Source organism: Desulfosporosinus sp. I2 (assembly GCF_000960765.1).
Classification (GTDB): domain Bacteria; phylum Bacillota; class Desulfitobacteriia; order Desulfitobacteriales; family Desulfitobacteriaceae; genus Desulfosporosinus.
In genome coordinates this window covers 22,399-34,565 of the sequence record NZ_JYNH01000007.1, presented here as the reverse complement: position 1 = coordinate 34,565, position 12,167 = coordinate 22,399, and the positions used below count along the sequence as shown (strand labels likewise).

Sequence of the window (12,167 nt, the reverse complement as noted above, 5' to 3'; positions counted from 1 at the left end):
GGAGTCTCACGATTGGATGAAGCGTGACCAAAAATAGAAACTATTATCCCTAATGCTGGCTGAAGATTGAGGTGATCGTGAATTGTGGAGGAAAGCAACTTAATAAAAAAGTGTCAGCGGGGGGACAAAGAAGCATTTCAATTATTAATAAGCCAGTATCACCCTTTTGTCGTTAAATTCCTTGTCAAGATAACCAATAATGATCAGACAGCAGAGGATTTAACCCAGGAAACCTTTTTAAAGGTCATCCGAAATATTGAGAAATTTGACACAGCGGGTCAGGCAAGATTCTCAACCTACGTCATCTCGATCGCCAAAAACGCCTATATCGATTATTTAAGAAAAGAAAAAAAGTTTATGCAGAATATCCCTATTCATGAAAACCTCAATGTAGAGGATGTCAATATCCAGGTTGAGAATACAGTCGTTGATAAGTTATACGGGCAAGGGATTTTAGCGAACATGGAAGATTTACCCGAAGAACAAAGAATAGCCATCAAGTTGAAATATATCGAAGGTCTAACCCTGAAGGAAATTGGTGATCAGCTCAATCTTGAACCAAAAACAGTAAAAAGCAGGATTCATAACGGTATTGTAAGGTTAAGAAAATTATTAGAGAAAGGTGATGAAAGATGAATATGAAAGAGATTGAACAACGGGCGACAGCCGTTTTATTAGCATCCTTAGACAAGGAGCTTGATTTAAAGTGTATGCAGCTTAAAGAAAAACAGAAGGAAGCAAATTTACAGAAGATATTCTTTTCAAGCTGTTCCTTTATACTTTTTTCTTTCTTGTTACAAGCATTCTTTAAGGTCTTTAACTTAAATTTCTTGTGGATCTTTTTGATTTATCAGGGTTTGGCATTATCTCTTTTAACACCTTTCGTGCTTAATTTCAATAGAGGGGGTATATCTCAATGAATAGGCTGGAGGAGTTGATCCGTAAGCTGAACTTTAAAAAGGCAACTTTAGCTTATATCGTCATTTCGGGGATACTTTTGCTACTTTGCCTATTGAGCATAGCGTATGTATCACGTGACAAAATTTCCATGGCAATAGACTATCAAAGGGTTTCCGATACTTTTGTAAAAGAGGGTGTGACAGATAGGTTAAGAACCCAACTACAGAAGCTAGCCTCGGACTCAAAGGACATCAATAATGTTGTGGTATTAGATAAGAATAACACGATTGTTTTTAAAACCAATAACAACCTTATCAGCGACAAGACAAGACTGCAATTGATTCCGTATGGAGTAGGCAGTGGATACCTCCAGGACAGTTCTAATCCTGATCAGCTTTATAAGGTTGTAAAAGAAGAAAACATGATTCTGAACAAAGATTATATACCAAATGATCAACAGGCGTGGCAGGCTATTGAGGATGAATTGACTTACGAAACGGATTTTAACTCGAAAAAGGTCTATTTACTTAACTACTTAATGGACAGAAGCACCCAAAGCAAAGTCCTTATGATCAGGACGGCAAATCCCATACCTTATGCGGAAAGGCTCCTTGAAATTACAGGGGCGTTATTAGGATTGATCATGGCAATCTACTGGATTGGGTTAGCTCTTTGGGTCTACAAAAATGCGGGTAGAAGGAAGTTGAATGCCTCTTTATGGGGATTACTGATTTTAATTACGAATTTAGTTGGGTTCATTGTTTATCTGATTTATAAACAAAATAACCGAACCTGTTACAAGTGCGGAGCTTTGCAGAGTAGGTTCAACGCTTTCTGCAGTCATTGTGGAACCGAGATTAAGGAATCCTGTGATCATTGCAAGGCGATGATCAGTAAAGAGGATAATTACTGCAGTCGATGTGGGAGCAAGGTTGACCGATTTTTAGGAGGCAATGAAAAGTGAATTTTATAAAGCACGGCATCGATGTGTTACTTCATCTTGACAAGTATTTGAACGCGATTATACTGAAGTATGGAGAAAAAGCATGACTGTTATACAAAATTTGGATTGGTTAGTTTTAAATTTCATTAATAACTATTTTCATAATCCTTTTCTCGATAAGTTGATGATTATCCTAACTTCATTGGGAGATATGGGATTGATTTGGATTATAATTGCCATAGGTCTATTGATTACCCCCAAATATAGAAAAGTGGGATTCATGACCATTTGTGCTTTAGTATTAAGTTCTATTTTGGGTGAGGGATTATTAAAGAATCTCATACAGAGACCAAGACCCTTTATGGCTGATCCTGCGGTTCAACTTCTCATATCAAAGCCTTTATCCTTCTCCTTTCCATCAGGACATACTGCCTCCGCATTTGCAGCGGCAGGAATACTTGTGAAAATGGTAAAGAAATACAAAGGCTTTGTGATCACTTTGGCTTTGTTGATTACTGTTTCAAGGATGTACCTATTTGTCCATTATCCTTCAGATATAGTTGGAGGGATTATCGAAGGTCTTATTTGTTCCAAAATCGTGTTGTATTTCTTTGAGCTTAGAAGTCAAAAGTCTATTCATAAAGAAGAGGGCAAAGGACGTATTAGTATATAAGGTTGAAGTAAAAATTCATAAAGATATAGAGAAAAAAGAGTTAAGTTTTGCAACCTGACTCTTTTTTTGACGTGTAATAGAGGTGACCAGAAATAATTAAAAGGGGCCGATGGATAAATGTTTATGAATGTACCTGTATTTAAGGCAATTAACGGGGTTGCCCATGTGAATGGAACGCTTGACGAGATCATGATTGTGTTTTCAAACTATAGTCCACTTTTTTTTGTAGCTGCACTTACAGCGCTCTATCTTTATGGAGTTTATCGTAAGGATAACATGTTTAGATATGCAGCAGTCGATGCATTGGCCATAACAGTGATGAGTTTATTGTTAGGCTTTGTAATCGGCATATTTTATTATGAACCGAGACCTTTTGTCACTGATCATGTTAATTTACTAACACCCCATGCTCCAGATGCTTCTTTCCCTAGTGATCATTCTTTAGGAACGATGAGTATAGCGTTGGGGATTAAGAACAACTATAAATTTTTGGGGGCAATATTGATTATCTTATCTTTGCTCGTAGGTGTCTCAAGAGTCTATGTCGGTGTTCATTATCCAATGGATGTGCTTGGAAGCTACTTGATCGTGTTGGTAGTAAACTTCACTTACAGGCGTTTATTATGCGGAAAAATAAGGGGCTTATATTCTAAAGTAGAAAAGTCTTTATTGAAGCGTATTTCTGGGATAAACAGGGAAAATCACAAAGAAGGTTTTAAGCAATAGAAGAAGCGGTTAGAGAACATGGCGTAACAGAGATAACGGATGTAAATTTAACGGTATTAGAGGTGGATGGAAATATTAGTGTACTGTCAGACAATTATAACCATAAGAGTGTGAAAAGGCGAAAAGCACACAAGACCATAAATAAGAATACATAATGATTAGTTTAAGTGGTTACAACAACTAAAAAGTGTCCTCCTTTCACTGTCAAAGTGGAGGGAGGATGCTTTTTTATAGATCAAAAGTGGGAATGTGCGTTATCTATGAATACTACTTAAGATATTACTAATTGGATATAATAAGAAAACTTGTTAATAATTCCATTGGGGGATGCGTCACTAGAGCCATAAACCATGATGGACAGGATGCCTGGATTCGTGCCCCCTGGTGGAGCATGACCTTAAGACCCAAAGTTATTGCAGCAAAAGACTTACTCAGACAGTCATCAAGGAAGAGCAAGCAGAACTAGCTTATTATGAATAAAATAAGAATCCCCTTGCTAGTAAAGAATTATTAATGAATATGTTTCCGATGCCAATATTTGGGGGGGGGCTTATTTTGAATTGGATTTTATGGGATGTGAATTAATTGGATTTCTTCAAAAGTCAAGAAACGTTAACAACTGTCGAATGGATATTAAGAAGTATTGTTAGCTTTGTTTTTTTACTCCTTGCAACCAAACTGATGGGACAACGCTCTATTTCTCAATTACGGTTTCTCGATTTCATTATTGCTCTGACTCTCGGCAATATTTTAGCGCATCCGCTTTCAGATGAGAAATTGGGATTAAAAGGCTCTATGACCACCACCCTTGTTCTCATTTTGTTATATGTTTTAGCGACATGGCTAAGCCTGAAATGGCCGATATTTAGACGATTTCTCGATCCGCCACCAATTAAGCTCATTAAGAATGGACAAATCCAATTTCACAACCTATCGATTGCAAGAATTTCTATTGAGTATTTATTTTCTGAGCTTCGAAAAGAAAAAGTGGAGGATATACAAAAAGTATCCCTCGCATTATGGGAACCGGGTGGAAATATATCCATTTTCATGAACCCCCAATACCAACCGCTTACTCCCGCAGATATGAAGCTTGAGACCCCTCCGTTTAACCTCACAAGGCCGATCATCGTTGAAGGAAAAATCGATATATCGCTCCTTAGAGAAATCGGAAAAGACCCTATATGGCTTAAAAAAATAATAGCACCTACTTATGCAGAAATTCGCGATGTGATATTAGCGACCATTGACGAAAACGAGAACGTGCGTGTCTACTCCCTGCACGACAATCATTCTAGTAAAGGTAATACCTCTGTGGATAGTAAATAAAAAGGAATCAACCAACTTAAGTTGCTTAAAGCAGTTTAAGTTGGTTGATTTTGAGCTATTACTTATGAATTTCTAAAATTGCGCCTCTGTTTCCCGATGTGACCATGGCAGCATATCTGGAAAGGTAGCCTGTTATAATTTTAGGCTTTCTTGGTTTCCAATTTGCTCTGCGTTTTTCTAGTTCTGTATCACTTATAATAAAGTTAATTTCATTGGCCATAATGTCAATTTGGATGATGTCACCTTCCTCTATCAAAGCAATATTACCTCCAATAGCTGCCTCAGGAGAAACATGGCCGATTGCTGCACCTCGAGTGGCACCACTAAATCGCCCATCGGTAATCAGGGCGACGCTTTCTCCAAGTCCGCGTCCCATAATGGCTGAAGTAGGATTTAACATTTCCCTCATGCCTGGGCCCCCCTTCGGACCTTCGTATCGAATCACTACAACATCTCCTGCTATAATTTTGCCAGAATTAATTGCTTCCATGGCATCTTCTTCGCAGTCAAATACTTTTGCAGGACCTTCATGTTTGAGCATTTCAGGTGTTACTGCGGAACGCTTGACGACACAGGAATCGGGAGCCAGATTTCCTTTTAATACAGCAATTCCACCAGTTTTACTATACGGGTTTTCGACAGGCCTAATTATATCCGTATTCTTATTAATACAGCCAGCGATGTTTTCCCCAACGGTTTTGCCTGTGCAGGTCATCAAGTCTGTCTTGAGCAAGCCTAATTTATTTACTTCATTCATCACCGCATAGATGCCGCCAGCTTCATTGAGCTCTTCAATGTAAGTATGTCCGGTAGGCGCGAGATGGCAGAGATTCGGTGTCTTGTCACTAATTTCATTGGCGATATCAAGATTTAATTCAAGGTAGCATTCGTGGGCAATTGCCGGTAGATGGAGCATGCTGTTGGTGCTACACCCCAAGGCCATATCGAGAGTCAAAGCATTTTGGAAGGCTTCCAGGGTCATGATATCCCTCGGCCGAATATCCCTTTTTAGCAGCTCCATGATCTGCATACCCGTGTGTTTTGCAAGCTGAATCCGGTCTGAATAAACTGCAGGGATCGTACCATTGCCTTGCAACCCCATTCCTAACACCTCTGTCAGGCAGTTCATGCTATTGGCAGTATACATGCCTGAACAGGAACCGCAGGTTGGGCAGGCTTTGTTTTCAAATTCCAGTAATTTTTCCTTTGTCATTTTTCCTGCCTTGAATGAGTTGGCTGCTTCTGAAACACTGCTAAAGCTGATTTTCTGCCCATCCACTTTTCCTGCAAGCATCGGCCCGCCGCTGACAAAAATGGTTGGAATATTCAACCGCGCTGCGGCCATTAACAATCCGGGAACGTTCTTATCACAGTTCGGAATCATGACTAGGGCGTCAAAGGCATGGGCTAGCGTCATCGCTTCGGTAGAGTCTGCCACCAATTCTCTCGTAACAAGTGAATACTTCATTCCCTGATGTCCCATTGCAAGACCGTCACATACTGCAATCGCGGGGAAGACAAGAGGAGTTCCTCCGGCCATGGCCACACCCAGCTTTACAGCCTCCTCAATTTTATCCAGATTCATATGTCCGGGAACGATATCATTTTTGGAGCTGACAATTCCGATTAAGGGCCTTTCAATTTCCTCATTTGTCAACCCCAGGGCATGAAGCAAAGCGCGTTGAGGCGCGCTTTTGGTTACTGCATCACTATTCATTATACAAACACCTCTTTATAATATAGTTGTATTATTCATTATAAATTGTATGATGTCTAATGTCCATGATAAAATTACACAAATACAAATACAAATACATCTACAAACTACAAACTACAAACTACAAACTACAAAGTTATACCTCAAAGCTATATAAAGCGGTATTAAAGTCTTTTTATAGCTCTTCAACCAGCTCGATTACGTTTATTCTTCCTTGATACCAAAGCCCCTCATTGCATGAATGATATGCAGCATCATAGCGGTTTTCGCCCCTTCAGCATCCCGTTTTGATAAAAACTCCATGATCATCCGATGGTCATTTAAGGTATTCTGCACCATTTCTTCATTTGTATCTGATAAATGGACTCCCTTATCAATGGCCTGATAAAGGATAGGCATTAGCCGATTCATAAACTCGTTATGAGTTGCCTTGGCGATTGATTTATGAAATGCTTGTTCAACCTCGGTTCGATCTTCCTTCTTTAGAATCTTTTCTTCTTCTAACCTTCCATAGTAAAGAATACGCTCAAGTTCTTTATCTGTAGCTCGTTTTGCAGCATAATAGGCTGATTGCGGCTCAAAAATTAGACGCATTTCATATAAATCTTTCACGTCCAGTTGAAACGTTGAAAGCTCGTTCAAGCCAGACCTCTCGTTTAGCTCAGGATTATGCTTCACATAAGTTCCTTTTCCACGTTGAATTTCCAAAACATCATGAACGACTAAAATACGAATGGCTTCTCGTAATGTGGTGCGGCTTACCTGCAAATTTGCAGAAAGTTCGTTCTCATTGGGGAGCTTATCTCCTATTGCGAACTTTTTATCGATTGTTATCATTGCAAGAATATTGTCTGCTACATTTTCGGCCAGACTTCTTCTTTCTCTTGTCACAGTGCGATCCCCCATATAAAAAGTATGATTTCATTATACGGCACTAGACAACATTATTAAAGTAAGATGTCTGATGTCTAAAAGTGGTAGGGTAATTAGGGTGTATTTCTATAAATTGGTTTAACTTTATCAAGAAATATAGTGTAGAATATAGATATTTGATGAATAATGATTATTCTTAGGAGATGGAGGCAAAATGAGTAATACTGGGATTTCTGGGTCTGCGGACCCAATAATACAGTCGCGACTTAATAGAAAACCTGCAGGAATCTATTATTACAGCCGCAAGAAAAATCGCTTAAGGCAGCTATTAAAGGGAATACTCAGTCTAACCCGTCAAACCGTATAGTAAAAGGTTTGGCGGGTTCTTTGAATTTATGAACAGTTTAAAGATGTAACGTGGGATCTTATGAATGGATAAAAACATTGAAACTTGCTTAAGCGGGTTTCGGGTTAATAAGCATTGATTGCTATTTATTGCTCTATACAACTATTATATGTTACAATAGTTGTATAGAGATTTGTTCGGAGAGAAGGTATCAGGATGAGTGAAGCAAATACTGCAAAGCAATTACGTGAATTGATTCGAATACTCGAAAGAAAGCTCGGAGCCCTTGAAGATGTTCAGATGACTTGTTGCGGTGTCACTATGGCCCAATGTCATGCTTTGGTCGAAGTAGGTCGAGCCAATAATATTTCTTTAAACGAACTAGCAGAATTATTAAATCTTGAAAACAGCACAATGAGCCGAACCGTTAATAATCTTGTAAATAATAATTTAGTCAATAGAGGGATTGACCCACAGGATAGAAGATATATAACGATTTCTCTTACCGAAAGTGGCCAAAAGTTTTTCGATGAGATTGAAGAAAGTAGAAACGTTTATTATGAAAAAATCTTCGATCATATCCCAGAACAAAAAAGAGAGCAAGTGCTTGAGAGTATGCAACTATTATTGGAAGCCTTTGGAAAGGGCGATTGTTGTAAAAGGGAGGGGTTGTAATATGGACATTACTAGTAGAGAGATAAAGATTATGCCTACATCAACTCAATTGACTATTCGCGATGTTTTAGGTTCTTGGAAAGCCAGGTGGGGCATTAATAGAATGAATTATAAGGTTGACCCAGGACTTTATAGTATCGGGAACCCAGATAAATCTTCCCCTGTTTTGGTTACAGCTAATTACAAAATGAGCTTTGATAGCTTGAGAAAAGAATTAACAGGGTTGGACGCATGGATACTGGTTCTTGACACTAAGGGAATAAATGTATGGTGTGCCGCAGGAAAGGGCACATTCGGGACCAGTGAACTGCTTAACCGTATTGCTATCGTGCAACTAGAAAAGGTTGTGTCTCACAAAACTCTTGTATTACCACAATTGGGTGCGCCAGGTGTAAGTGCTCACGAGGTTTTAAAGTATTCTGGTTTTAAAGTGACCTATGGACCGGTAAGTGCAAAGGATGTTAATGAGTTTATCCATTCTGGAATGAAAGCCACTACGGTAATGCGAACGGTCGAGTTTAATACTTTCGATAGACTGGTTTTGACTCCGATAGAATTAGTCGGTACGTTCAAGATTTCTCTGATTATTTTTGGGATACTCTTTTTGTTAAACCTTATTGGCCTAGGGCCTTTTGGTATCGTTGATTTTTACGGATATATGGGTGCAGTGATTGTCGGATGTGTCTTAACTCCGGTGTTGCTGCCCTGGATTCCTGGTAGGGCTTTCGCATGGAAAGGTTGGCTATTAGGATTTATTTGGGCTGTCATAGTTAATATGCTTAATGGTTGGCCGTATGTACCTCAATTTAGTTTATTAAGAGCTTTGGGGTATTTACTAATCTTACCTTCAGCATCTGCGTTTTTTGCAATGAATTTCACAGGTTGTTCAACATTCACTTCCTTCTCAGGAGTTTTGAAGGAAATGAAAATAGCGATTCCTGCGATTATTATCTCTATATTCTTAGGGACAGTCTTGATTTTGCTAAATAGTTTTATTTAAGTTTAGAGGAGTTTTAACAATGAAGAATAGGTATTTAAAGAATGTAGCTACTTTAAAAATGAAGTCTGATAAGTGTACGGGCTGTGGAAAGTGCATCGAGGTTTGTCCACATAATGTTCTCAGTATTAGTAATGGTAGAGCAATCATTGTCGCTATAGACCGTTGTATAGAATGCGGTGCATGCGTTAAAAACTGTCCCTTTAATGCCTTAGAAGTGAAGCCAGGAGTTGGCTGCGCTTCTGCCGTCCTTAAGGGCTGGTTGACTGGTACTGAACCAAGTTGCGACTGTTCGGATAACAGCGGTGGGGGTTGCTGCTAATTAGGTTTTCTTGTTTACTTAGAGCAGTTGGTGGTTACGAGTAATTGTAGGAGAAGCTTGATATAGAGAAGTTGAAAGCCGGTTTTCAAATTGAAATTGAAAACCGGCTTTTTGATTCTAATATTATGCCTGCTCCTATTTTAATTGTAGGAGACTTTTATCGGGTATATGCTGATTAGCTGAAAAATAATTTTGAGCAAACTGTAACCATAATTGAGCGGCGTGAGACATCGAGCGTCCTCGTTTCCATACTATAGACATGTTGTGTATGATCTGAGGTTGCGTTAATGGTACTGAGACAATGCGATTAGTGTTTAATTCCTTGCACACAGCACTGGGCAAGAACGCAATTCCCAAATTTGCGGCGACCATTTGCGTCATAAGCTCAAGCTGAGAGGTTTCAAAAATAACGTTTGGGGAAAAACCTACATTTCTACACTGATTGATGATCTCATCATGTAGGCTAAAATCTTTACTGTATAATACAAAAGATTCGTTAGATAATGATGCTAGCTTAACTGACGGTAACTGGCTTATGGAATTCTGAGGTGAGACAATAACGAAAATAGGGTCCTTGGAAAAAGAAAAGGAGTCATAATAATGATTATCGGGTACTATGCAGATTACGCCAGCATCTAAAGTTCCGTCCTGTATAGCAAGTGCTACTTTTTTTGATCCATATTCAGACAGACTAATTTCGATTTGCGGATACTTCTTTTTAAATTCGCCCAGCAACTCAGCAAATATAGTAGAGCTAGTGATGGGAAGTAAGCCAATCGAAATTTTCCCTTTTTCTGTTTTAATTTTATTTTCAAATTCAGTGGTGAGATTATGAAACATTACCACTAATTGCTGAGCTTGATCTAAAAAGATAATGCCCGTGTCCGTTAATTGTACATACTTCGAGGTCCTATTAAATAAGGAAGTTCCTAGTTCTGTTTCCAAATCCTTAATCATCTTGCTAATCGCTGATTGGGATACGTGACTAATAATAGCGGCCTTACTAAAACTTTTTTGACGAGCCACTTCAACAAAATATTCTAAATGTCGGATATCTATAGTGAACACCTCCAAATACAGTTTACTATCTTTTTAAGTCATAGTAAAGATTACTATTATGTGTTTTACTTATAAAGAGATTGGATTTAGAATAATGACAGAGACAAGAGATAGCATCAATAATTGTTGATAGATCCTGCAAACTAAATTTTAAAGAGGTGACTTTTTTTGAAAAACTTAATTATAATTGGACAAATCTTTTTGCTATGGACGATTTACTACATTGGCACATGGGTATCGAAATTTTTGCACTTTCCTATACCAGGGAGTGTTCTGGGTATGATCTGCCTTTTTACGTTGCTCTCTACAGGGGTCATCAAAGAACAATGGTTGTCAGCTACTACAAATTTCCTACTTAAACATCTATCCTTTTTCTTTATACCTATAGCGGTAGAACTAATGGAATGGGGTGATCTGTTTATTCAGAAAGGATATCTCCTTTTTCTGCCCCTAGTAGTCAGTGCCTTAGTAGCATTACTAACAACAGGAGGAATCGTTCAACATCTTGTTAAACCCCACCACGTAAAAAAAGGAGTGACCCCATATGCAAAACATCGTAATGAATGCTTTCACTATTATCCTTACAGTGGCCATATATTTTATAAGTCGAAAAATCTTTATAAAGACACAAAATGCGCTACTAAACCCTTTGTTACTCAGCACCGTTGCCATCATTCTTATCCTGCACTATTCAGGAATCACCTTTGAACAGTACAAGCCTGGGAAAGATATAATGACCTTTTTACTTGGACCTGCTACAGTCGCACTGGCGCTACCGCTTTACCAAAACCGGCATGTTTTGAGGAAATCATGGGTCCCCATACTAATAGGTTTGGCCTGCGGAGCTGTAGCTACTTTAACGACCGCCGTGTTGTTAGCTAAAATGAGTGGTCTGGATTCACTCATTGTTAAATCCATTGCCACTAAATCCATAACCGCTCCTATAGCTATCGAAATCTCCCATATTACAGGTGGCGACCCGGCTATTGCCGTGGCCTTTGTAGTCTTTACAGGCACACTGGGTTCAATGATTGGCGCTGGCTTCCTTTCTTTATGCAAAATTGATAACCCTTTAGCAAGAGGACTAGCTATGGGAGTGACGGCTCACGGCCAAGGTACAGCCACTATTCTGGAAGAAGGACAAACCCAGGGAGCAATGGCAGGAGTCGGTATGGCGCTGTCTGCTATTTTTATTTCATTAATTGCCCCATTTTACATTCCTTGGCTTATAAAGTTCTAGTCAAACTACTATGAATTGTGCGCGAAGTGGGTCAAGTAACTGTAACAATGGCCTATATTATATCGAGTTATGGACTTGGGCTGACTAATACAATGAGAAAAGATGTCGCTTTATCTTTTAGTCGTTTGATGGCAGAAATTTTAGACTATGTCAAGGATGGCGCAGATTTGTTGATTGAAAATGGATGGTTAGAAAAAGTTCCAGAAGCCGCAGATCGCCAAGAATTAACTCATTAAACCTTAAAAAGTAAATATATAAAATGAAGACTCAGTATATTCATGTAAAAGATTAACGGTTGGAGAACTTTAAGGTAATTTTGTAGTACCTATTAAGTTCTCATTCTTAGCTCTTCCACACATTTCCGTCC

15 protein-coding genes are annotated in these 12,167 nt (G+C 38.8%); 12 read left to right on the top strand and 3 right to left on the bottom strand.

Going from position 1 to position 12,167, the window contains the following annotated elements; translation table 11 throughout:
* Positions 1–84 precede the first annotated feature (84 nt).
* The 6 genes from UF75_RS03445 to UF75_RS03420 all read left to right on the top strand — a co-directional run bounded on the left by UF75_RS03445 (position 85) and on the right by UF75_RS03420 (position 4,571).
* Entirely contained in the window at positions 85–636 is a 552-nt protein-coding gene (locus UF75_RS03445; RefSeq protein WP_045573198.1) for a sigma-70 family RNA polymerase sigma factor, read from the top strand.
* Positions 637–638: 2 nt separating this feature from the next.
* Positions 639–920, top strand: a complete 282-nt coding sequence (locus UF75_RS03440; RefSeq protein WP_156146195.1) for a hypothetical protein — start codon at positions 639–641, stop codon at positions 918–920.
* Positions 917–1,864, top strand: a complete 948-nt coding sequence (locus tag UF75_RS03435) for a zinc ribbon domain-containing protein (RefSeq protein ID WP_045573196.1) — start codon at positions 917–919, stop codon at positions 1,862–1,864. The genes UF75_RS03440 and UF75_RS03435 overlap by 4 nt, the downstream gene beginning before the upstream one ends.
* An 82-nt stretch (positions 1,865–1,946) precedes the next feature.
* Positions 1,947–2,516: a phosphatase PAP2 family protein gene (locus UF75_RS03430; protein ID WP_045573195.1), complete on the top strand. Its 570-nt coding sequence runs from the start codon at positions 1,947–1,949 to the stop codon at positions 2,514–2,516.
* Positions 2,517–2,633: 117 nt separating this feature from the next.
* The gene (locus UF75_RS03425; RefSeq protein WP_052692978.1) at positions 2,634–3,242 is read left to right on the top strand and encodes an undecaprenyl-diphosphatase; all 609 of its coding nucleotides are present in this window, start codon (positions 2,634–2,636) and stop codon (positions 3,240–3,242) included.
* Between the two features lie 585 nt (positions 3,243–3,827).
* Positions 3,828–4,571 carry a DUF421 domain-containing protein gene (locus tag UF75_RS03420; RefSeq protein WP_045573194.1) on the top strand — a complete coding sequence of 248 codons (744 nt, stop codon included), beginning with the start codon at positions 3,828–3,830 and terminating at the stop codon, positions 4,569–4,571.
* A 58-nt stretch (positions 4,572–4,629) separates the two neighbouring features.
* On the opposite strand, the gene ilvD is transcribed toward UF75_RS03420, so the two are convergent.
* Both ilvD and UF75_RS03410 read right to left on the bottom strand, forming a co-directional pair.
* A complete protein-coding gene (gene ilvD / locus UF75_RS03415; protein ID WP_045573193.1) occupies positions 4,630–6,288 on the bottom strand; it encodes a dihydroxy-acid dehydratase in 1,659 nt (552 codons plus the stop codon).
* Positions 6,289–6,492: 204 nt separating this feature from the next.
* A complete protein-coding gene (locus tag UF75_RS03410; RefSeq protein WP_045573192.1) occupies positions 6,493–7,179 on the bottom strand; it encodes a FadR/GntR family transcriptional regulator in 687 nt (228 codons plus the stop codon).
* 544 nt (positions 7,180–7,723) lie between these two features.
* Between UF75_RS03410 and UF75_RS03405 the strand changes: the two genes are divergently transcribed.
* The 3 genes from UF75_RS03405 to hgcB are packed head-to-tail and all read left to right on the top strand — an operon-like array spanning position 7,724 to position 9,501.
* Positions 7,724–8,182, top strand: a complete 459-nt coding sequence (locus tag UF75_RS03405) for a MarR family winged helix-turn-helix transcriptional regulator (RefSeq protein ID WP_045573191.1) — start codon at positions 7,724–7,726, stop codon at positions 8,180–8,182.
* A 1-nt stretch (position 8,183) separates the two neighbouring features.
* Positions 8,184–9,182: a mercury methylation corrinoid protein HgcA gene (hgcA, locus tag UF75_RS03400; RefSeq protein WP_045573190.1), complete on the top strand. Its 999-nt coding sequence runs from the start codon at positions 8,184–8,186 to the stop codon at positions 9,180–9,182.
* 19 nt (positions 9,183–9,201) lie between these two features.
* Positions 9,202–9,501 (top strand): mercury methylation ferredoxin HgcB, encoded by a 300-nt coding sequence (hgcB, locus tag UF75_RS03395; RefSeq protein WP_045573189.1) that lies wholly within the window; start codon positions 9,202–9,204, stop codon positions 9,499–9,501.
* 135 nt (positions 9,502–9,636) lie between these two features.
* Here the strand turns inward: hgcB and UF75_RS03390 are convergent, their stop codons facing one another.
* The gene (locus UF75_RS03390; protein WP_045573246.1) at positions 9,637–10,560 is read right to left on the bottom strand and encodes a LysR family transcriptional regulator; all 924 of its coding nucleotides are present in this window, start codon (positions 10,558–10,560) and stop codon (positions 9,637–9,639) included.
* A 168-nt stretch (positions 10,561–10,728) separates the two neighbouring features.
* Between UF75_RS03390 and UF75_RS29820 the strand changes: the two genes are divergently transcribed.
* The 3 genes from UF75_RS29820 to UF75_RS03380 are packed head-to-tail and all read left to right on the top strand — an operon-like array spanning position 10,729 to position 12,036.
* On the top strand, positions 10,729–11,268 hold the full coding sequence (locus UF75_RS29820) for a CidA/LrgA family protein (protein ID WP_348983025.1): 540 nt from the start codon (positions 10,729–10,731) through the stop codon (positions 11,266–11,268).
* The gene (locus UF75_RS03385) at positions 11,153–11,800 is read left to right on the top strand and encodes an LrgB family protein (RefSeq protein WP_242860100.1); all 648 of its coding nucleotides are present in this window, start codon (positions 11,153–11,155) and stop codon (positions 11,798–11,800) included. Before UF75_RS29820 ends, UF75_RS03385 begins: the two co-directional genes overlap by 116 nt.
* A 26-nt stretch (positions 11,801–11,826) precedes the next feature.
* The gene (locus UF75_RS03380) at positions 11,827–12,036 is read left to right on the top strand and encodes a DUF3231 family protein (RefSeq protein WP_242860096.1); all 210 of its coding nucleotides are present in this window, start codon (positions 11,827–11,829) and stop codon (positions 12,034–12,036) included.
* Positions 12,037–12,167 lie beyond the last annotated feature (131 nt).

Coding starts and splice junctions, on each gene's coding strand:
- UF75_RS03405 (WP_045573191.1), top strand. CDS start 7,724: ATGAGTGAAGCAAATACTGCAAAGCAATTACGTGAATTGATTCGAATA.
- UF75_RS03425 (WP_052692978.1), top strand. CDS start 2,634: ATGTTTATGAATGTACCTGTATTTAAGGCAATTAACGGGGTTGCCCAT.
- UF75_RS03435 (WP_045573196.1), top strand. CDS start 917: ATGAATAGGCTGGAGGAGTTGATCCGTAAGCTGAACTTTAAAAAGGCA.
- hgcA (WP_045573190.1), top strand. CDS start 8,184: ATGGACATTACTAGTAGAGAGATAAAGATTATGCCTACATCAACTCAA.
- hgcB (WP_045573189.1), top strand. CDS start 9,202: ATGAAGAATAGGTATTTAAAGAATGTAGCTACTTTAAAAATGAAGTCT.
- UF75_RS03440 (WP_156146195.1), top strand. CDS start 639: ATGAAAGAGATTGAACAACGGGCGACAGCCGTTTTATTAGCATCCTTA.
- ilvD (WP_045573193.1), bottom strand. CDS start 6,288: ATGAATAGTGATGCAGTAACCAAAAGCGCGCCTCAACGCGCTTTGCTT.
- UF75_RS03430 (WP_045573195.1), top strand. CDS start 1,947: ATGACTGTTATACAAAATTTGGATTGGTTAGTTTTAAATTTCATTAAT.